Consider the following 24,032-nt stretch of genomic DNA (forward strand, 5'->3'; position numbering starts at 1 on the left):
AACATGTTATATCTCAATACAGATAATATTTATGAAGTCGGGATCGACTGGAATGAACTGACTAATGTTATCAGCACCGCAACAAGGGTCCTTCATAAGAATGATTATTCCCAGCCCATCAAACCATACCTGCGTTATGGTGATCCCAAAAACAGGATCATCGCAATGCCTGCTTATGTTGGTGGCAGCGCTCCGTTATCCGGTATAAAATGGATCGCCAGTTTTCCGGACAATATCTATCGCAACAAGTTAAGAGCACATTCAGTTACTATCCTGAATGAACATGATTCAGGTGTTCCTCTATGTGTGATCAATACCGCACTGATAAGCGGGATACGTACCGCCGCCGTTTCCGGTGTTATCGTGCAAAAATACCTGGCTACAAGAAAAAGTGAACAACAATTTACCGTAGGGATCATTGGTTTTGGACCTATAGGCAGAATGCATCTGAAAATGATCGGTGCATTACTTGGGGACCGTCTCGATAAGGTATTGCTGTATGATATTAACAAAGTAGATCTGGACCAGGTAGATCCTGCATATAAAGACAAAATCGTGGTATGCGATTCATGGAAAGCATGTTATACTGCTGCGGATATCTTTATCACCTGCACAGTATCTTCCAGCCCTTATGTAGATCAGGCTCCTCCCAAAGGGTCTTTACAACTGAACGTTTCATTAAGGGACTACAAAGTGGAAATGGTCTCCTATATGGATGTTATTATAGTAGATAACTGGGAAGAGGTCTGCCGTCAGAATACAGATATCGAAAATATGCACAAAATAATGGGATTGGAGAAAAGCGATACACTGTCTATCTCCGATGTAGTATGTGCAGAAACCCTTGATGTTAAAGAAGACGCTGTGGTAATGTTCAATCCTATGGGCATGGCCATTTTTGATATCGCAGTAGGTGGTCACTATTACCGCGAGGCATTAAAAAGAAACATTGGTGCCGTTATGCCTGATTAAGAGAAAATAATATACTATAAGTTATGGCCCTGCAAATTATTCCGCTGCACCCCGCGCAGCAAGATATGTATATGGATCAGTTGATCAACCCTGAAAGTCCGCACAACAACACGGGAGGTTATACAAAATTGACCGGACGTCTTGATAAAGAAAAATTCAGGGAGGCTGTGAACTCTGTTCCGGATGTCTTTGACTCTTTTAAACTGAGGTTCGATTTTGAGAACCCTGCTAATCATGCCTATTTCGATGAAGACTACAGACAGTATGATTTGCCTGAACTTGATATGAGTCATGAAAGCTGGGAATCTATCGAAGCCTGGATGATGAAGCAGTTCAGTACGCCTTTCCCCGTGATGCAGATGAAAAAGGAGACGCCGCTTTATTTTCAATACCTGATCAAAGTATCTGAACAGGAACATCTGTATTTTATTAAATGCCATCATTTATTGTCTGATGGATATGGACTGGCTGCGAAACTGCAGTATATGGCTGCAAAATATAAATCCCTCGCAGAAGGTGAAGAAGTACAGTTTAATTATGCATCCTATAAAGATGAGGCTATCATCGCATCTGCACATTACAATTCAGATGCTTATGCACAGGATGGAGCGTACTGGAAAAATAAAATATCAAAGAAGCCGGAGAGTTTATTGCAGCGAAAACATCGGCAGGGCATAGCAGATGATAAAAAAAGTGATGCACTGATACTTGAAATATCAGGAGAGGTAAGGAGTTTCCTGGAAGAACTATTGGTAAAGACCAATGCAAGCCTGCAACAATTAACGATCGCGGCCTTCATTATTTATTTTGCAAAGACTTCCGGACGCTCAGAATTCTACTTCGGTGTGCCATTGCATAAAAGAAGAAATAAACAGTTGCGCAGAATAGCAGGTATGTTTACCGGTCTGATCCCTTTTAAAGGAATATATAAACCCGGTACTACACTGGAAGAGCTGATAAAACAGATTTCTGCTTCACAACGGGAAGATTATCGTTATCAGAACTATCTGCTGGGAGATCTGATCAGGCATCTGAAGGTTAATTCAACAGAAGATTACCTGCTGGAAATAATAGTAAATAATGCAACACTTAATTTTGAACTTGATTTCGGGGAAGGACTGGAAGGTATTTCCAGTGGCGTGCCTAACGGGTATCTCCCTTATCCGCTGGAATTGATATGGTATGATTACGGTAAGCAACAACCCCTGCAGTTAAGAGTAGATTTTCAGTTGCAATATTTTACAAAGAACGAGGTCAGCTTACTGACACAAAGAGTGCTGCATATCCTGCAACAATTTCCTGATGCATTGAACGGAGCCGTTGAAAATATTGATATCATTCCGGCTGAAGAACGGGCCGTGTTGTCCGCATTCGGCACAGCCGCGACTATGCCAATACCAGCTGGTGCATCCCTGGTAAACCTGTTTGCAGAGCAGGCGGCCCGCAGGCCGGATGCGATAGCAGCCGTGTTTGAGGGTAAGCAGTTAACTTACCGGACTTTGGACGAGCGTTCCAGTCAGCTGGCACATTACCTGCAAAATATGGGTGTAAAAGCTGATAAGCTGGTGCCCGTTTGTATAGAGCGGTCAATGGATATGCTGATCTGCATACTGGGCATCATGAAAGCGGGTGGTGCTTATGTCCCCATAGATCCGGAATATCCGCAGGAAAGAATAAAATATATACTGGAAGATACCGGTGCATATGTAGTTGTGAGCAGCAGCTATAGCAGGAAAAGAATACCACAGGACGTTCCTGTCCGCATCGTTACGCTGGATGCTATTCCCGATATGATTGGAAAAGAATCTGCCGGGCCACTGGACACTGTGCCGTCTCCCAATGACCTGGCATATGTTATCTATACTTCCGGATCTACCGGCATGCCGAAAGGCGTTATGGTGGAACATAGGGGAATGCTGAATCATTTACTGGCCAAAGTAAATGATCTGCAATTGAATGAAGCATCCGTCATTGCTTACACAGCTTCCTATACATTCGATATTTCCGTATGGCAGATGTTTGCAGCACTGCTGTGTGGTGGTACGACCATTGTTTATCCTGACCATCTTATTTTTAATCCCGCCGCATTAATAAAATCCGTTGATCAGCAAAAGGTAACGATCCTGGAACTGGTGCCTTCCTATCTGGCGGCCGTACTCCGGGAAAACACCGGTGCGATCCTGAATAACCTCGATTATCTGCTGGTGACGGGAGAAGCAGTGAGCCAGCCGGTATTGGCACAATGGTTTAGCCAGACTACCATCCCGGTAGTAAATGCATATGGCCCTACTGAAGCATCGGACGATATTTGTCATTACTTCATGTATAACACTCCCGAACAGACAAACATCCCGTTAGGTACTCCCATACAAAATCTCCGTATATATATACTGAACGAATCACTGGAAATACTACCACTGGGTGTGGTAGGAGAGATATGTGTGTCCGGTGTGGGCGTTGCCCGTGGTTATCTGAACCGCCCGGAACAGACAGCTGCGAAGTTCATCACCGATCCTTTTACTAAAGACAGGATGTACCGTACCGGTGATCTGGGCCGCTGGCTGCCGGATGGTACGATTGAATACCTGGGCCGTATAGATGACCAGGTAAAAATCCGTGGTTACCGGATAGAACTGGGTGAAATAGAAACCATGCTGCTTAAATCTCCATTCGTGAGTCAGGCAGTTGTAGTAGTGAAAGCAGGCGGACTAACAGGCTACATCGTACCCGATGGCACTTTTGATAAAGAAGGGATATTGAACTGGCTGAATGAGAAACTACCCGGGTATATGATACCGGCACTTCTTATAGAAGTCGACAGCCTGCCACTGACGGCCAACGGGAAAATAGATAAGAACGCACTGCCCGATCCTGATGCGGGACCCTTACTGGTGGACCAGTACGTAGCCCCCGGTAATGAAATAGAAAGTCAGATAGCCGCCATTTGCGGGGACCTGCTCAAAACAGAAAGAATAGGTATCTATGACAACCTGCAGGAACTGGGCATGCATTCACTGCTGATGATGAGAGAAGCAACTTTGTTGCAGGAAACATTTGGCATCCAGATATCCGTCAGAACACTTTTTCAATTGACTTCCATAGCATCGCTCGCAAACTATATCACATTACATCAACGTGCATCCATGCCCCAGCCTGCAAAGAAAAGCAGGAGAATAATCTTGTAACCCTATTTTATACTTAAATCTTTGAACATGTCTGGTTTTAATCTTAGTGATGTTGTAGTATTATTACAACAGGCCAATGAAAGTGGTGTCACCATATCTTTTGACGATAATGAACTGCTTTTGGATATACACGAAGACAGGGAGATTGATGAATTGTTTTTGACCCGGTTAAAAGAGAACAAGACCCATCTCATCGAATATTTTAAAAAATATAAACCTCAGGAACAGGAAATAATATTTACTGATAAAATAACCGCTGCAGACCGCAATGGTAATGAACGTATCCCCTTATCCTTCAGCCAGGAACGGCTATGGTTCATTGATCAGTTACAGGGGAGTGTACAGTACCATATGCGGGGAGCCTTCAGACTTACAGGAGCACTGGATATCCCTGCACTGGAACGTACTTTCCGTACAATTGTAAACCGACATGAAATACTGCGTACTGTTATATCACAAGAAGATGGCCTGGCATACCAGTATGTGCAGGAACCGGATAAATGGCAGATAGGTGCTACCAACTTTGAAAAGCATAAAAATGATCTGCATACTTATATCACTACATTATTTAACATCCCTTTCGATCTCTCACAGGATCATATGATCCGTGCTCACCTGATCAGACTTGCTGATGATGAACATATGCTGGTCATCGTCATTCATCATATAGCCGCAGATGGATGGTCATTGTCCATATTGTTAAATGAGCTGGTGGAAATATACAACAGGCAATCTACAGATACACTGGCCCCGCTGGAAGTACAGTACGCTGATTATGCCCGCTGGCAGCGGAAATATCTGAGTGGCGCTGTGCTGGAAAAAAAGCTGGCCTACTGGAAGAAGAAATTGCAGGGCACCACATTACTGGAACTGCCTTCTGATGTGGAACGCCCGCTGGTGAAAAGCACGCGGGGGGCCATGATCACATTTACTATTAATAAAGAACTGACAGAGCGGTTACGGTCATTGTCGCATCAGCAGGACGTTACCTTATATATCACATTACTGGCAGCATTCAAGGTGTTACTACACCGTTACAGTGGCACAGATGATATCTGTGTGGGAGGCGCTATTGCCGGCAGGATGCAGACAGAAATTGAAAAACTGATCGGGTTCTTTGTCAATACACTGGCGCTGCGCAGTGACCTGAGCGGCAACCCTTCTTTTACGACGTTCCTGCAACAGGTAAAGAATACCATGTTCGATGCGTACGAATACCAGGAGGCCCCTTTTGAAAAAGTTGTGGAGATGATGGAAGGGGAACGTGATATCAGCAAGAACCCGCTCTTCCAGGTGATATTCGTATTGCAGAATACTCCTGAGATGCCTGCCTGGCGGCTTGGAGAAGCAACGATCGTACGTGAGCCGGTGAAACATATCACCAGCCTGTTCGATCAGTTCTGGTCACTCGAAGAAAATGCAGACGGGATAAAAGTGGAACTGGAATACAGTGTAGACGTGTTTGGAGAGGCTGCGATGCAGCGTATGACCGGCCACTTCCTTCGCTTACTGGAGGATGTGGTAAAATCACCGGCAAAACCTATATGCGAATTAAATATACTGAGCAGGGAAGAAGAAACGCTGCTGTTAAGGACATTTAACGATAATGCTGTTCCCTATCCGGCAGATAAAACGATCACCTTATTGTTTGAAGAGCAGGCAAGACGTACCCCGGATGCCATTGCGTTGTCATTTGGGGCGCAACAGCTCACTTATAAGACATTGGATGAACAATCTAACAGGTTGGCCCATTACCTCAAAAATAAGGGCGTAAAAGAAGAAAACTTCGTACCCCTGTTCCTGGACCGCTCTCCGGAGCTGATCATCGCCATCCTTGGTATTCTGAAGGCCGGAGGTGTATATGTGCCCATAGATACAGAATACCCGAAAGACCGTATCGCCTATATGCTGGCAGATACCGGCTGTACACTGGCGATCACTGTCAGCGAACATGTATCATCACTGAACAGTGATATTGCACTGGTACTGATGGACCAGGAGCCGCTGGCCGCAATGCCTGCTACCGCTGTTAAAAGCAGGGTTACTCCGGATGCAATGGCCTATGTGATTTATACTTCCGGATCAACAGGAAGGCCCAAAGGTACGATGGTGACCCACCGGAATGTTGTGAGCCTGGCTACAGGCGGGAACTTCGTTCCTTTGGGTAAGGACGATGTATTATTGTCTACCGGGTCTCCTTCTTTTGATGCGACTACCATTGAATACTGGGGCATGCTGCTGAACGGCGGGCAACTGGTGCTTTGTCCCCAGAATAATCTACTGGACAATGCCTTACTCAAACAGGAAATACATAACAGGAACATCACTAAAATGTGGTTTACTGCCAGCTGGTTCAACCAACTGGTAGATGATGATATAAAAATATTTGAAGGACTGTCTGCTGTGATGGCAGGCGGTGAAAAGTTATCTGAGGACCATATCCGGAAATTCCGGAAAACATGGCCGGGGATCACTGTTATCAATGGCTACGGACCTACTGAGAACACTACTTTCTCCCTTACTTACCCCATCAGCGATATTGGCAAGACCATCCCGATCGGACGTCCGCTGGGCAATCGCAGCGCTTATGTGCTGGATGCGCTGCTGCAACCGGTACCAGTGGGTATTGCGGGAGAATTGTATGTGGGCGGGGCGGGAGTGTCCCGTGGTTACCTGAACCAGCCGGAACTGACGGCAGAGAAGTTTATCCCCGATCCTTACTCACCAGGGGCTAAGCTATACAGGACAGGCGACAAAGCCCGCTGGTTACCCGATGGTAATGTGGAATACCTGGGCCGTATAGATGACCAGGTAAAGATCCGTGGTTTCCGTATTGAACCGGGAGAGATAGAACGTACCCTGAATAACCTGGACGAAGTGGCTGCGAGTGCCGTAGTGGTGAAACAATTGGCGTCCACAGAAAAAAGACTGGTCAGCTATTACGTGCCCGACCAGAAAGCGATACGTACAAAAGAAGCGGTCCTTTACCTGCAACAGGTGGAAACCTGGAAAGAGTTGTACGAAACAGCCTACAGTAAAGCCGACGAAATCACCGACCTGGACGAAGAATTCAATATTACAGGCTGGAACGATAGTTTCACTGGTGAAGCCATTCCGGCAGAACTGATGGGCAAATGGCTGGATGATATTACCCGCGTCATATTATCCGTATCACCCAAAAATGTATTGGAGATCGGAAGTGGTACAGGATTGATCTATTATCAGCTGGTGGGGCATATACAAAAATATACCGGTACGGATTTCTCCCGTGTGTCAATGGCTCAGATGCGGCGTCGTATAGACAAAGCAGAACGTAATTACCCGGATACCATCCTGAAATTATGTGCTGCACATGAAGTAACACTCAGCGAAGATGAAGTGATAGATACCATTGTACTGAATTCCATCGTGCAATATTTTCCGGGAGAACAATACATGACAGATGTATTGTTAAAGTGCATCCCGTTACTGAAAGGGGAGGGACAGATCATTATCGGAGACGTGAGGGACCTGCGCCTGTTACCTTCTTTCAAACGCCGTCTGCAACTGAATAAATTGCAGGACAGAACAGGGATTAAGGAATTCACATGGCAGGTTGAACAAGAGGTCCTGAAAGAAGAAGAACTTTGTTTCTCCCCCGCATACTTTTATCAGCTGGCATCGCTTTGCCCTGATATCACACATATAGATATACAATGGAAACAGGGTGATTACAGCAATGAACTCACTTTATACCGGTATACCGTAGTGATCCATGTAGGGAAACAGAAAAAACTGCTGCAACCCGACTGGCAGCCATGGGAGCTGCTGGAAGATAAAAGCGGTATCCTGCTGCAATTAGTGGAAGGCCACGATACCATTGCCTTAAAAGATGTGCCGAATCCAAGGTTATGGAAGGAAAGATTACTCGATCAGGCACTACGCAGCAAGTCTGTCAATAATGTACGCGACATCGCTGCTTATATCAGTACTCCTGATGAAAATACAGCCTTTGTAAATGATATACTTGCTGTTGCCATCGCAAAAGGTTATCACTACCGTCTGCTGCTGGATGAAGACCCGTTAAAGATCAATCTTCTGCTCGAACGTACGCCGTTTAATGGGTTTGTAGAACAGGTGTATGGTAATTTTACGGGCACCGTTAAAACCAGTATTCCCTTATTCCCTGATATCTGCGCACTATTGCAGAAAGATATCCGACAGGCTTTATCCGAACGCCTGCCTGAATATATGATACCGGCAGACTTTGTTGCCCTGCAGTACCTGCCGTTAACCGCAAATGGTAAAACCGACCGTAAGTTTTTAAGTGAACGGGATGATATGCTGCGTAAGAGCAGGATTAATTACCAGGCACCGGTAACAACTACCGAACGGCAGGTGGCCATCATCTGGCAGGAATTGCTGGGAGTGGAAGGGGTAGGTGTGCGCGATAACTTTTTTGAATCAGGAGGACATTCCTTACTGGCTACCCGTGTAGTATCAGCTATCCGTAAAACAATGAATGCGGAACTGACCGTCAGGGATTTCTTTATCTATCCTACAATTGCATTACTGTCTGCATATCTGGACCAGCAAGGGAAAAACAATGTATTGCCGCCGGTCGTTACAGGTCTGCGACCTGAATATATTCCGCTGTCGTTCAGCCAGGAACGTCTTTGGTTCATCGATGAACTGGAAGGTACACTGGCCTATCATATGCCCCTGGCATTGAGGATAAAAGGTGCATTGAATATTTATGCGCTGGAAAATGCTTTGCGGCAAATCGTTAATCGTCATGAAGTGCTGCGCACTGTTATCCGGGAGAAAAACGGAGCGGCTTATCAGTTAGTACAGGAAAAAGACAAGTGGCATCTGCATAAAGAAACCACAGCAGATATACTTTCGCTCATCAATACTCCTTTTGATCTGTCCAAAGATCATATGTTACGCGCACATCTGCTGGAAGTTGCTGCGGATGAAAATATACTGGTTGTTGTTATGCATCATATTGCTTCCGACGGCTGGTCAGTGTCCATCGTAGTAAAAGAACTGGTAGAATTGTACAAAGCAGGTCAGCTAGAGCTACCGGTTCCTGAGATACAATATGCAGATTATGCGGTGTGGCAACGTGCATATTTAACACCAGACGTATTAAAAGAAAAACTACAATACTGGAAGAATAAATTACAGGGAGTAATACCCTTAAACCTGCCCACAGATCATGTGCGGCCGGCTGTTCAGAGCAGACGTGGTAACCTTGTATCTTTCCATGTTGATAAAATATTAACAGAGCAGGTAAGGCAGCTCAGCCGGCAGGAAGGTGTTACGATGTTCATGACATTACTGACCGCTTTCAAAGTATTATTACACCGCTATAGTGGTCAGGAAGACATTTGTGTGGGTACGCCTATTGCAGGAAGAATGCAGCAGGAAGTAGAAGGACTGATCGGATTTTTTGTAAATACACTGGCTTTACGCAGCAACCTGGGTAATAATCCTTCATTTACCACCTTACTGCAACAGGTAAAGGAAACCACATTAGGCGCCTATGAACACCAGGAAGTGCCCTTTGAGAAAATTGTAGATGAAGTGGCGACCAGCAGGGACCTTAGTCGTAGCCCCCTGTTCCAGGTAGTGTTCGGATTACAGAATACACCAGACATACCAGCCTTTGACCTCGGCGATGTTACCCTGTCAGAAGAAAAAATAACACATACCACCGCCCAGTTTGATATGAGCTTTTCCCTGTTGGAAAGTGCGAATGGACTGGATGTAAACGTGGAGTATTGTAAGGACCTGTTTGAAGAACGAACGATCATCCGTTTATGGTCCCATTTTGAGCAGTTGCTTCGTAATGTTGTGTTATCGCCCGAAAGCAGGATAGGTATATTGCCTATGCTTTCACAGGATGAACACAACCAGTTACTGACTGTCTTCAACGCTGCCACCGTAGGTTACCCTACAGATAAAACCATTGTAGACCTGTTTACGACACAGGCAGCACGTACGCCTGATGCAATAGCAGTTGTACTCGGGGATATCTCTTTCACTTATAAAATGCTGGACGAACGTTCCAGCCAGTTGGGACATTATCTGAGAAGTAAAGGTGTAAAAGAAGATACGCTGGTCCCTATCTGTATTGAAAGATCTCTGGACATGATTATTGGTATCCTCGGCATATTAAAGGCCGGAGGAGCCTATGTACCCATCGATCCGGAATATCCGGCAGAACGCATCAGCTTTATGCTGGAAGATACTGCTGCTGATGTCATTGTAAGTAGCAGCGCCTGCCGGTCAAAGCTGAAGACCAACCGGGAAAATGTTACCATTATAGCATTGGATGAAGATCAGCAGATACTTAGCTGGTATCAGACAACATTGCCGGAAACAGCACTTGATCCATCCCACCTTGCTTATGTAATCTATACTTCCGGATCTACCGGCAAGCCTAAAGGAGTACTGATCGAACACAGAAATGTGGTAAGACTTTTTGAAACAGATACTCCGTTGTATGATTTCAATGAAAAGGATGTGTGGACAATGTTCCATTCCTTCTGCTTCGACTTTTCTGTATGGGAAATGTATGGCGCGTTGTTTTATGGTGGATTGCTGGTAATCGTACCAAAACATATTGCACAGGATGCAACGGCCTTTGGTGAACTGCTGTTGTCGGAAGGAGTAACTGTACTGAACCAGACGCCGTCTGCCTTCTATGTGTTACAGGATTACCTGGTGGAAAGAACAAAAGAAGTACCGGTACGCTATGTCATCTTTGGAGGTGAAGCATTAAACCCAGGTAAAGTACAGCCCTGGCTGCAATCATACGAAGATTGCAGATTGATCAACATGTACGGTATTACAGAAACAACTGTACATGTAACTTATCAGGAGATAGCACAACAGCATGCTGATAGCAGAAGTGTGATAGGTAAATCAATACCTACACTGAGTTTATATATACTCGATCCCTATGGATCTTTATCTCCGGCAGGAGTGGCAGGAGAATTACATGTAGGTGGTGCGGGACTGGCAAGAGGATATCTTAACCGCCCTGATTTATCAGCAGAAAGATTTGTACCTAATCCTTTTGATGAAGGCAGAATGTACAAAACAGGTGACCTTGGCCGTTGGCTGCCTGATGGTACCATTGAATACCTGGGCCGTATAGATGATCAGGTAAAGATCCGTGGTTTCCGTATTGAGCTGGGAGAGATAGAAAGTGTAATGACGAAATGTGAACACATTAACCAGGCGGTGGTACTCGCGAAAGCAGATGAGAAAGGCACCAAACGCCTGGTAGGATATGTAGTACCCAATGGTATATATGATAAGACTGCGATACTGGCTTATCTGAAGGATAAATTGCCCGACTATATGGTGCCGGCATTATTGGTGGAACTTGACAAATTACCATTAACGTCTAATGGTAAAGTGGATAAAAAATCGCTGCCTGATCCCGATGCCAGTGCAATGCTAACGAATGAATACATCGCGCCGCGGAATGAAACGGAAGAGGTGCTGGCCGCTATCTGGAAAGAACTGCTGGGAATAGAACGGGTAGGTGTACACGATAATTTCTTTGAACTCGGTGGTGATTCAATTATCACTATACAGGTTGTCAGTCGCGCTAAACGGGCGGGTTATGAACTGCATCCGCGTGACCTGTTCCTGCATCAGACGATCGGCGGGCTTTCCGCTTTATTGTCAGCACAACAACACCAGACCATCGCCGGAGAACAAGGCAGGCTGGCAGGAAGCTGTGGCCTGTTACCCATTCAGCAATGGTATTTCGAAGATGCAAATGAAGCGGTATCCCACTTTAACCAGGGCGCTTTACTGGAAATAGATAAACGGGTGGATGCAGCAGCATTATCTGCCGCCATTACCCGGTTGATCAATCACCATGATGCATTACGTTTTGTATATCATCAGCATGGTCAGTCCTGGGAACAGATCTATGGTATAAATGAAGGAGAACTGGAAGTGATAGAAGCGCCTGCTGATAAAATCAAGGAATATGGCGATGCCTGTCATCTGAAACTGGATATTACAAAAGGGAAACTGGTACATGCCACTCTTTTGTTAACACCGGACAAGGAAGAAAATAACCGTCTGTTACTGGCCATCCATCACCTTGCTATTGACGGCGTATCATGGCGTATCCTGCTGGAAGATCTTGAACGATTACTGAATAATGAAGATTTGGGCAGCAAGAGCAGCTCTTATCGCCAATGGTACCAGGCACTGGCGGGGTATGGACAACTTTCCCGTCTGCTTAATCAACTGCCTTACTGGGAAGAGATCGTAAAAAATTATGTAGCATCAGATGATAAGGTAATAACAATGTCGGATGTACGCAGACAGGAAATTAAACTGAATGCTGCTCAGACACAGCTTTTGTTACAGGAGGTGCCGCGTGTATACCGGACGGAAATCAATGATGTTTTATTAACGGCCCTTGTACAGGCAATTGCTGAATGGAATGGTAATACCAGTATATTAATAGGTCTTGAAGGGCACGGACGCGAAGATATAATAGAAGGAACAGATACCAGCAATACAGTGGGCTGGTTTACCAACCTGTACCCGGTACTGCTGAGAACAGACGCAGGTATGGAAAGAGGTAATCTGCTGAAATCTGTGAAGGAGCAACTCAGACAGATACCCGATAAAGGGATTGGTTATGGCGTACTGAAATATATCAACAGGGTAACTTCTTTACAGGGTAATGATCCCTGGGATATTGTGTTCAATTATCTTGGCCAGTCAGATAACCTCGTAAATGAATCAGGGTTTATCAAAAAGGCAGGTGAACTACCCGGATCAGCCATTTCAAAGCAGGCCCGTGTAAGGGAAAAGTTATCTGTGAATAGCATCATACAAAACGGAGAACTGGTATTTGAATGGGGATACAGTAGTAAACATTATGAGCCGGCTGCCATTGCGGCATTGACTGCCCTGTATATTACGCAGCTGGAAGCGTTGATCGCACATTGCATATCTCAAACAGTTGCTTCTTTTACACCATCTGATTTTGGGCTGGGAGCAGTGATCAGTAATGAAGAACTGGATAAATTCCTGGATGCACCATTCAGAAATACACAACGTCGTCCGCAGGTGGCAGGATTATATCGGCTGAGCGGTTTACAGGAAGGCTTGCTGTTCCATGGTCTGTATGATAACCAGAATGTCGCTTATATCGAACAACTGAGTTGTGACCTGATAAATTTACAGGAGGATGCATTACAGAAAAGCTGGAACTACCTCTTGAAATCTCACAGCGTATTGCGCAGCGGATTTTATTATGATGAATTCAGCGTACCGGTGCAGTGTGTCTATCATGATGTAACGTTACCTGTGAGCGTACTTGATTATAGTGATCTCGATGCAGTTGCCCGGCAGACTGCCATAAAAGAATATGAAGCTGCTGACCTTCGCCGTGGCATTGATTTTAATGAAGTGCCTTTAATGCGCATCACACTAATGAAACTGGATGGTGAACGCTACCGGATGTTATGGACATTCCATCATATCCTGTTCGACGGATGGTCGTTGTCTGTGCTGATGGAAACCCTGTTAAACACATATGAATCGCTTGCCGCAGGCCAGACCCTGCAACCGGCAGCCGTAGACAACTACGGGGATTATATCCGTTACCTCGGACATCGTGATAAAGACAGGGCCGCTACTTACTGGCAACAGTATCTGAGAGAAGTGGACGAAGGAACCTTATTACCTTTTATTAAATCTTCCGCAGAACGCACCAAAGGTGCTGGTATATATATAACAACGGCTTTAATGTTAAATGCTGCCGTGACTGCCGGTATATCCCATTATGCACAGCAGCACCGTATTACGGTAAATACGCTGATGCAGGGAACATGGGCGTACCTGCTGTCCCGTTATACAGGTCGCAGGGACATTACTTATGGTGTAACGGTGTCCGGAAGACCGGAAGATCTGCCGGGTATTGAACAACGTGTGGGGCTGTACATCAATACGCTGCCATTGTATGCCAGGGTAGAGGACGATAGCGATATAGCAGGATGGCTGCAGGAAATACAGGCAGGACAGTTGCAGAGCCGCGAATACCAGTACAGCAGCCTGGATGTTATCCAACGCTCAACAGGTGTTTTCGGAGATCTCTTTGACAGCCTGCTGGTATTTGAGAACTATCCGGTAAGTAAAGCCATTAATGCACAATCATGGCGTTTGCAGATAGAGAATGTATCTGTACATGAACAAACCAATTATCCGCTGGATATTATCATAGAAGCAGCAGAAGAAATAAGTATCCGTTTCAACTATAACTCAGCAATACTGCCTGGCATATACGTAGAAGAAATTGCAGCTCAGTTCGAACAGGTAGTACTACAGATAATTGAAAAGAAAACAATAAGAGATATTGAATGGCTGACTAGCAGAGAAAAGGAACAATTGCTGGAAGAATTTAATGATACAACCGTTAGCTTCCCGCAAGGGTTGACGCTGGTGGATATTTTTACTAAACAGGCCAGGCTTACACCGGAGGCTCTAGCAGTTGTATTCGAAGATATCTTTTTAACATACAGGCAACTTGATGAACGCTCCAATCAGCTGGCACATTACCTGCAAAATAAAGGCGTAACAACAGGAACGTTAGTACCTGTATGTGTAGAACGTTCTCCTGGTATGATGATAGGTATTCTGGGAATACTAAAGGCTGGCGGGGCTTATGTTCCGGTAGATCCTGCATATCCACAGGACCGTATTAATTATATGCTTGCGGATACAGCTGCCAGCGTAATTATCAGTAATAGTGAAAGTGCACCGCAAACAAGCACATTGATTATTCGTCTCGATACTGAGGCAGATATCATCAGCACTTATCCTGTTACTGCTTTAAATACCGTTCTTACTCCGGATGATATTGCCTATGTGATCTATACCTCCGGATCTACGGGCCAACCTAAAGGGGTGATCAATGCGCATGCAGGCGTCATAAACCGGTTGCTCTGGGGACAGGAATACTTCCACCTGGGCAGCGATGATGCTGTATTGCAGAAAACGACTTTTTCTTTTGACGTTTCCGTATGGGAGCTTTTCTGGCCATTGATAACAGGTGCCAGACTGGTATTCGCATTACCTGAAGGACAAAAAGATGCTGATTATCTCAAGAAGACAATAGAGAGATACGGTATTACCACGATACATTTTGTTCCATCCATGTTGAACGTCTTTCTGGAGAATATTAATGCGGGAGACGGACTAACACTGAAAAGGATCATTTGTAGCGGAGAAGCGCTGAAACCCCAGCAGGCAATAGCTTGCAGGGAGAAGCTGCCACATACGGCATTATATAACCTGTATGGCCCTACAGAAGCTGCTATTGAAGTAAGCTACTGGCATTTGTCAGCCGATATTAAGACAGTAGAAATAGTACCTATCGGTAAACCTGTTGCCAATACACAATTATATATATTGGATAAGTCGGGCCATCTGCTCCCTCCCGGTGTTCCGGGCGAATTGCATATTGCCGGTGCACAGGTGGCAAAGGGATACCTGAACAACGATGCATTGACGGCTGAGAAATTTGTATATGACCCATTCAGTGGTGCCAGGATGTACAAGACCGGTGACCTTTGCAGATGGTTACCGGATGGTAATATTGAATACCTCGGCAGAACAGACGATCAGGTAAAGATCCGCGGTTATCGTGTGGAGCTGGGAGAAATAGAAAGTGCATTACTGGAATGTACGCTTGTGAGTGCCGCGGCCGTGATGGTAAAGGCTGATGCCAATGGCAATAAACGTCTTGTCGGATATGTTGTACCTGTTGGTAATTTTGATAAAAATGCAATTCTTAATCACCTGAAGAACAGGTTACCTGAATACATGGTGCCTGCATTACTGACAGAGCTGTCTGTAATGCCATTAACGGGCAGTGGTAAAGTGAACCGTAAAGCGCTGCCGGACCCTGATGCAACATCCCTGCTCATCAGTACATACGCAGCGCCACGTAATGAAACGGAAAAAATACTGGCAGATATCTGGCAGGAATTACTCGGTATACAACGTGTAGGTATATATGATAACTTCTTTGAACTGGGTGGTGATTCCATCATTACGATACAGGTAGTAAGCCGGGCAAGACGATTTGGTCTTGCGCTGCAACCCAAAGACCTGTTTACTTATCAGACCATCGCAGGACTTTCATCCTCCCGGAAAAGAGATGCTATTTCCGGAGAGCAGGGCATGCTGACCGGCAACAGCGGTCTGTTACCTATCCAGCAATGGTATTTCGAAACAGCCGGGGCTACCGTGCCTCATTTTAATCAGAGTGTTTTATTAGGAATTGATAAACAGGTAGATGAGGATACATTGTCATTCGCCATTACACAACTGCTGAATTATCATGATGCACTGCGTTTTACATTTATCCGCTCATGGGAACAGTCGTATGGTACATATGAAGGACAACTGGATGTGGAAGACTTGCAATCAATACCGCCTGATCTGCTGGCTGATAAGATCGCAGCATGCAGCAACAGGTATCAGGGCAGTCTGGATATCGAAAAAGGAATACTGGTGCGTGCCGTGTTGTTGTTAACACCAACTGCTGAAACCCATAACAGGTTATTGATCGTTATCCATCACCTGGCCGTAGATGGTGTATCCTGGCGCATTCTGCTGGAAGACCTTGAATTGTTACTGAAAGGGAATATACTACAGACGCCTAAGAGCAGTTCTTACCGTCAGTGGTACCAGGCATTGGCAGATTATGGACAAACACGCCGTTTGCAGGAGCAGCTGCCTTATTGGGAACAGGTTGTACAGCATTATACCCCCTTATCAACAGATCATACCTTCAGTGATAAGGTGACCATATCGGATATGCGGCATCTGGAAGTACGGTTGAATGCAAAGCAAACGCAACGTTTGTTACAGGAAATATCAGGTGTATATCATACAGAGATCAATGATGTTTTGTTAAGTGCATTAGCGCTTACCTTATCCGGATTTAACGGTACTGCCGGAATTGTAATTGGACTGGAAGGACATGGCCGTGAGGATATCGCCGATAATATAGACACCAGCAGGACCGTAGGCTGGTTTACCAACCTGTACCCGGTATTCCTGGAAGTAGCAGGTAAGCAGGACGGTTCTCTGTTAAAGTCAGTAAAAGAACAGTTACGTAAGGTTACAGATAAGGGAATAGGCTATGGCGTACTGAAATATATCAACAAAGTACCTGCATTGCAGCATAATACCCCCTGGGACATCATATTCAATTACCTCGGGCAATCAGATAATGTTGTTAACCGTGAAAGCTACCTGAGCATCGCCGCTGAATCGTCAGGAACAGCTGTTGCGCCTGATCTTACAGTGAAAGAAAAACTGGCCGTAGACAGCCTGGTGCAGGGAGGAGAACTAGTGATACAATGGAAATACAGCAGCAAACATTATGATGCAGCAAGCGTGGAAAAACTGGCCGCAGCTTATTTGTCACACCTGGAATCACTGATCTCACATTGCGCATCACAATCAGATTCTTTCTTTACCCCCGCAGATTATGGACTGGGACAGGAGATCAGTATTGAAGAACTGGACGGCTTCCTGGATACGCCTTTCAGGGGTGTTCCAAGACGTTCACAGATAGATGGTCTGTACCGCCTGAGCGGCTTGCAGGAAGGCATGTTGTTCCATGGTTTGTATGATAGAGAAGGAGGCACTTACATAGAGCAGTTTGTCTGTGAACTGATGCAGTTGCAGGTAGATACATTTATTCAAAGCTGGGAGCAGTTATTAAGATGCTACAGTATTTTAAGGACCGGTTTTTATTACGATGAATTTAGTATCCCTGTACAGTGTGTATACAGAAATGTTGAGATGCCGGTAACAATACTGGATTACCGTGGCATGAGTGAAGATGAACAGGCGAATGCCTTCGCTGCATTTAAAGCAGAAGACCTTCGTCATGGATTTGATTTCAGTGAAGCGCCTTTAATGCGCCTGACGCTGGTGCGGCTGCAGGAAGATGATTACAAAATGTTGTGGACTTCCCACCATATCCTGCTGGATGGCTGGTCTCTGCCCGTAATGGTAGACAGATTACTGAATACGTATGAATTACTGGCTACGGGAAAACCACTGGCCGCGATCACTGAAGACCGTTTTGAAGACTATATCCGCTACCAGGAACGGCGGGATAAAGAACAGGTAGCATCCTATTGGAAGAACTACCTGGAAGGGATCAATGAAGGTTCCCTGTTACCGTTTATCGGTACAGCGGTGTCCAGAACAAAAGGTGGAGGAGCATACAGGAAGAAGACAGTTTTAATTGACAGGACTGCTACTTCAAGGCTCTCTGCTTATGCGCAGCGTCACCACATTACCACCAGTACGCTCATGGAAGGCGTATGGGCGTATTTGCTTTACCGTTATACGGGCCGTCAGGATGTTACATATGGTATAACAGTATCTGGTCGCCCGGACGATCTGGAAAGAGTAGAACAGAGAGTAGGGCTGTATATTAATACCCTGCCCCTGCATACAAAAGTAGAGGAAGGTAAACGTATTACTGCATGGTTGCAGGAATTGCAGACCGGGCAGCTGGAGAGCCGTGAATATCAGTATGCAGGATTGAATGATATACAGCAATGGTCTGGTGTACAGGGCGACTTGTTCGACAGTTCCATCACCTTCCAGAATTACCCGGTAAATGAAGTGCTTTCAGCAAGGGAATGGCTGTTACAGATAAAGAATGTGGACGTGAACCCTCATACCAATTATCCGCTGACGATCATCATTTCTATTTCAGCAGAGACAAGCCTGTTATTCAGTTATAACAGTGTCTTACTGGATGAAGTGTATATAGAGAAGATAGCAGCGCATTTCAGACAGGTGCTGGAAGAAATCACCACGCATGAATCAGGAACAATTGGCGCTATAGAATTGCTGACACCTGTGGAAAAAGAAGGATTGTTGCGTGCGACATCTGTTACTTCTCCGCAGGAAACAACGATCACCGATCTATTTGAAGCCCAGGTATTGCGTGTACCCACAGCCACGGCAGTGGTATACGAAGAAGGCTCATTGAGTTACCAGGAACTGGAAGAACGTGCAAATCAACTGGCACATCATCTGCGGCGTAAGGGTGTAGAAGCAGGAACACTGGTGCCTATATGCATGGAACGTTCGCTGGATATGCTGGCAGGCATAATGGGCATCCTGAAAGCAGGTTGTGCTTATGTCCCTATAGAGCCTGATTTTCCTTCTGAGAGAATTAATTATATGCTGTCTGATACGGGTGCGAAGGTAGTCGTAAGCAGTTGTGCAGATAAACTACCGGGTAATATAGAGGTCATCACAATGGATGACATATATATGGAACCTGTCAGCAGGTTACCCCGGAAATACATAGCGGATCAACTGGTCTATGTGATCTATACTTCCGGTAGTACCGGTAATCCTAAAGGTGTGATGGTCACCCATGATAACCTGTCGGATTATGTAGCAGGTTTGTCATCTACCTTACCCATAAAAGAATGTGCTTCATTCGGCCTGTTGTCGAGCATTGCTACCGACCTTGGTAATACGGTGATCTATGCCTCACTGGCTACGGGAGGGGCCTTACATGTATTTTCTAAAGCCGCTATCAATGATGCAGAAGAGATCGATCGTTATCTGTCCAGGCATCCGGTAGATTGTGTGAAGATCGTGCCTTCTCACTGGAAAGCGTTATCCTGTTTCCTGCCAGAGAAGTTATTAATATTCGGAGGTGAAGCATTGGATGGAAGAGTGATAGATACTATCCGTTCATCGGGCAGTGGCTGTATGGTTGTCAACCACTATGGACCTACAGAAACGACTATCGGGAAACTGCTGCATATAGTGGATAAGAATGCAGTGTATGAGCAGAATGTCCCTATCGGAAAGCCGTTCTCCAATACAGTCACCTATGTGTTGAGTCCATCCGGAAAACTATGCCCTGTAGGTGTTCCCGGAGAACTGTACATAGGAGGGACAGGTGTTGCAGCGGGTTATTTGAATAATGAAGGGTTAACCGCCGCGAAGTTTGTAGCGAATCCATTTGGCGCAGGGATATTATACCGGACTGGTGACCAGGTGAAATATTTACCGGATGGGAACATGCTGTTCCTGGGTCGTATAGATGACCAGGTAAAGATCCGGGGTTACCGTGTGGAGTTGGGCGAAATAGAAAGTGTCTTATCGAAATGTCCTCTTATCCATCAGGCGGTGGTAGTAGCAAAGGCAGATGGAGATGGAAACAAACGCCTGATCGGTTACATCTTACCATCAGGGGAATTTGACAGTGAAGGTATACAGGCTTATCTGAAAGCATCATTACCGGATCATATGCATCCTTCGTTACTGATAGTGCTGGATCAATTCCCACTGATGGCGAATGGTAAAGTAGACAAGAAGTCTTTACCTGATCCTGAAACACGTGTGAATGAAGGGGCCGGTTATACAGCACCCCGGACTATCACAGAAGAGAAGCTGTCGCATATCTGGAGCACATTATTAGAAGTAGACAGGATCAGTGTACATGATGATTTCTTTGCATTGGGAGGTCACTCCTTACTGGCTATCCGCCTGATCTCCGCTATCCGTAAAGAGTTATCAGTAGAAGTATCGATCGGCGATGTTTTTGATTATCCTACTATTGCGCAATTGTCCGCACAGCTACAGCATCATTCCGTCGCTACGGATGTGCCGGCAGTAATACGGAGAACCAGGCCAGCGCATATTCCGTTATCATTCAGTCAGGAACGTTTATGGTTCATAGATCAGATGGAAGGAAGTGTACACTATCATGTACCGACGGTATTAAGACTGAAAGGTATCCTCGATAAAGATGCGCTGTCATATGCTATACAAACAATCGTAAACCGCCATGAGGTACTGCGTACGGTGATTGAACAGGAAGACGGACAGGCTTATCAGCGCGTGAATGCCGCAGGTAAATGGGAATTGGATATTATTGATAAAGTACAATACAGAAAAAGTAAAGCAGCCTTGCAGGATGGTATCGCAGACCTGATCAGCAAGCCGTTTGATCTGTATAAAGATCATATGCTGCGGGTGCATTTAATTGTGTTAGGAAAAGAAGAATATGTACTGGTAGTAACACTGCATCATATTGCTTCTGATGGATGGTCTACTGTTATTATGGTACGGGAGCTGATAGCGTTATATGCTGCCTACACAGAGAACAGGGCTCCTCAGTTACCAGTATTGGACATACAATATGCTGATTATGCGATCTGGCAGCGTGCATATTTATCTGGTGTAAAACTGGAAGAAGAACTGAGTTACTGGAAGGATAAATTATCTGATGTAGCTGCGTTACAGTTACCTACAGACTACATACGGCCTGCTGTTCAAAGTACAAAAGGTGCCAGGACCTGGTTCTCGCTGGATAAGGGATTATATGATGAAGTACAGGCTTTGTCCCAACAACAGGGAACTACGGTGTTTATGACATTGCTGGCAGCCTTCAAGGTATTACTATACAGGTATAGCGGTCAGGATGATATTTGTGTAGGCAGCCCTATTGCCGGCAGAACGCAGCAGGAAACGGAAGGAATGATCGGCTTATTCATTAATACGCTGGCATTGCGGAGTGACCTGAGTAATAATCCGTCCTTTACCACATTATTGCAACAGGTAAAACAAACGATGCTGGGAGCTTATGAGCACCAGGAAGTACCTTTTGAAAAGATAGTAGATGCCGTAGTGAAAGACAGGGACGTTAGCAGGACGCCGCTGTTCCAGGTTGCCTTTGTATTACAGAATGCACCGGAAGTACCACGTCTCAAACTGGGTAACCTGCAATTCTCACATGAAGAGGTAGCCTATACCACTACTAAAGTAGACCTGAACTTTACTTTTGAAGAAACATCTGCCGGGTTATCAGGATGTGTGGAGTATAGTGTTGATCTGTTCCGGGAAGAAACGATCCGGCGGATGACAACACACTTTGAACAACTGTTACGTGCGATTTTCAAATCACCTGCATTGCCGATAGGAACGTTGCCATTGCTCAGCGCAGCAGAACAACATCAGCTACTGTATAATTTTAATGATTCCGCAACTGATTATCCAACAGATAAGACGATCCCTGATCAGTTAGCCATACAGGTAAAACAACAGCCATCAGCAAAGGCTTTACTGTTTAACTCTCTTGAACTGACGTATAAAGAGCTGGATGAACGTTCCAGTCAGCTGGCCCATTACCTCCGCTATAAAGGTGTTGGAAAAGAAACACTGGTACCTGTCTGTATAGAACGTTCACTGGAAATGATCATCAGCATTTTGGGTATCTTAAAAGCAGGTGGCGCCTATGTACCTGTTGATCCCGCATATCCGTCCGATCGTATCAGTTATATGCTTACGGACATTGATGCACATATAATCGTCAGCAGTAGTGCGTGTATGTCGAAATTAGAGACGAACGCAGATATTATCGTAATAGATGAAGACTGGGACAGGATCAGCCATTACCCTGTCACTTCACCTGAAAGCCGCGTAACACCGGATAACCTGGCATATGTAATCTATACTTCGGGTTCTACAGGTAAACCGAAAGGTGTAATGATAGAACACAGGGGAGTTGTGAACCTGGCATTGAGCCAGCGTGATGCCCTTCGTTTAAAACCCGGTACAAGATCATTACAGTTTGCCTCCTTTGGGTTTGATGCCTCTTGTTATGAAATTTTCAATACACTGTTAAGTGGCGGTGTACTGGTAATCCCCGGCAAAGAGGACCTTTTATCAGCCGATAGTTTCGCTGCATTGATGGATACACATCAGGTGGAACTGGTAACATTACCTCCTTCTTATCAGCATATCATTAAAGATGTATTAGGACCTGTAAAAACAATTGTATCAGCAGGGGAACCACTGAATAAGGAAGATGGAAGATATCTGCAATCTAAAGGCATCCGTCTTATAAATGCTTATGGGCCTACAGAAAACACGGTATGTACTACATTAACGGACCAGCCTATACGGGAAGATAATATCGTGGTGATAGGTACACCTATTGCGAATGTGCAGGTATATATACTGGACCGTAATAATAGTGTGTGTCCGGTAGGTGTAATAGGAGAGATGTGCATAGCAGGCCCCGGACTGGCACGTGGTTATCTCAACCGTACGGGACTGACCGAAGAGAAATTCATTCCTCATCCTTTTAAACCAGGTAGCCGGATATATCGTACCGGTGATGCTGCCCGCTGGCTTTCCGATGGCAATATTGAATATATAGGACGTATAGATGATCAGGTGAAGATCCGCGGTTACAGGGTAGAATTGGGAGAGATCGAAAGTGTGTTACTCGAATGTGAACTGGTAGGAGAGGCTGTAGTATTGGCAAGGGCAGATGGGGCGGACAACAAACGACTGGTAGGCTATATCGTACCGCAGGGTGATTTTGATAAAGAAGCTATCCTTGCTTATCTGAAAGAAAAGCTACCGGAATACATGGTGCCTTCTTTACTGATAGAGATGGAAAAATTACCGGTTACAGCCAGTGGAAAAATAGACCGTAAAGCATTGCCTGATCCTGATACCTTGTTGTTGAAAGGCACTTTCTCAGCCCCCCGTAATGAAACGGAGCAGACGCTGGTGAATATCTGGCAGGAGTTACTGGAAGTAGAACAGGTAGGTATTCACGATGATTTCTTTGAATTGGGAGGAGATTCCCTGCTGGCTGTAAGAGTCGTTGCTTATCTGAAAAAGGCACTGACAATAAATCTCTCGGTAAGTAAGCTGTTTGAATTTAAAACTGTCGCCCAACTGGCCGGATATATAGATGTAATGAATGCAGGTAACACCGTAGAAAGTGATACTGCCTATGATGTGTTTGAATTATAAAAAATTTTAAAA

At 45.2% G+C, this 24,032-nt stretch carries 3 protein-coding genes; all 3 read left to right on the forward strand.

What is annotated here, in order from left to right; all coding sequences use genetic code 11:
- Nucleotides 1-3: 3 nt before the first annotated feature.
- From GO495_RS13575 to GO495_RS13585, 3 genes are read left to right on the forward strand one after another with little or no spacing between them, the layout of a single operon-like run.
- Entirely contained in the window at nt 4-972 is a 969-nt protein-coding gene (locus GO495_RS13575; RefSeq protein ID WP_157300249.1) for a 2,3-diaminopropionate biosynthesis protein SbnB, read from the forward strand.
- 23 nt (nt 973-995) lie between these two features.
- Nucleotides 996-4,157: a non-ribosomal peptide synthetase gene (locus GO495_RS13580; RefSeq protein ID WP_157300250.1), complete on the forward strand. Its 3,162-nt coding sequence runs from the start codon at nt 996-998 to the stop codon at nt 4,155-4,157.
- Nucleotides 4,158-4,184: 27 nt separating this feature from the next.
- Nucleotides 4,185-24,020, forward strand: a complete 19,836-nt coding sequence (locus tag GO495_RS13585; RefSeq protein WP_157300251.1) for a non-ribosomal peptide synthase/polyketide synthase — start codon at nt 4,185-4,187, stop codon at nt 24,018-24,020.
- Nucleotides 24,021-24,032 lie beyond the last annotated feature (12 nt).

The sequence above is a fragment of the Chitinophaga oryziterrae genome (assembly GCF_009758125.1).
Lineage (GTDB): Bacteria > Bacteroidota > Bacteroidia > Chitinophagales > Chitinophagaceae > Chitinophaga > Chitinophaga oryziterrae.

Excerpts from the sequence above, each read along its gene's own strand:
- GO495_RS13585 (WP_157300251.1), top strand. The coding sequence starts at position 4,185 with ATGTCTGGTTTTAATCTTAGTGATGTTGTAGTATTATTACAACAGGCC.
- GO495_RS13575 (WP_157300249.1), top strand. The coding sequence starts at position 4 with ATGTTATATCTCAATACAGATAATATTTATGAAGTCGGGATCGACTGG.
- GO495_RS13580 (WP_157300250.1), top strand. The coding sequence starts at position 996 with ATGGCCCTGCAAATTATTCCGCTGCACCCCGCGCAGCAAGATATGTAT.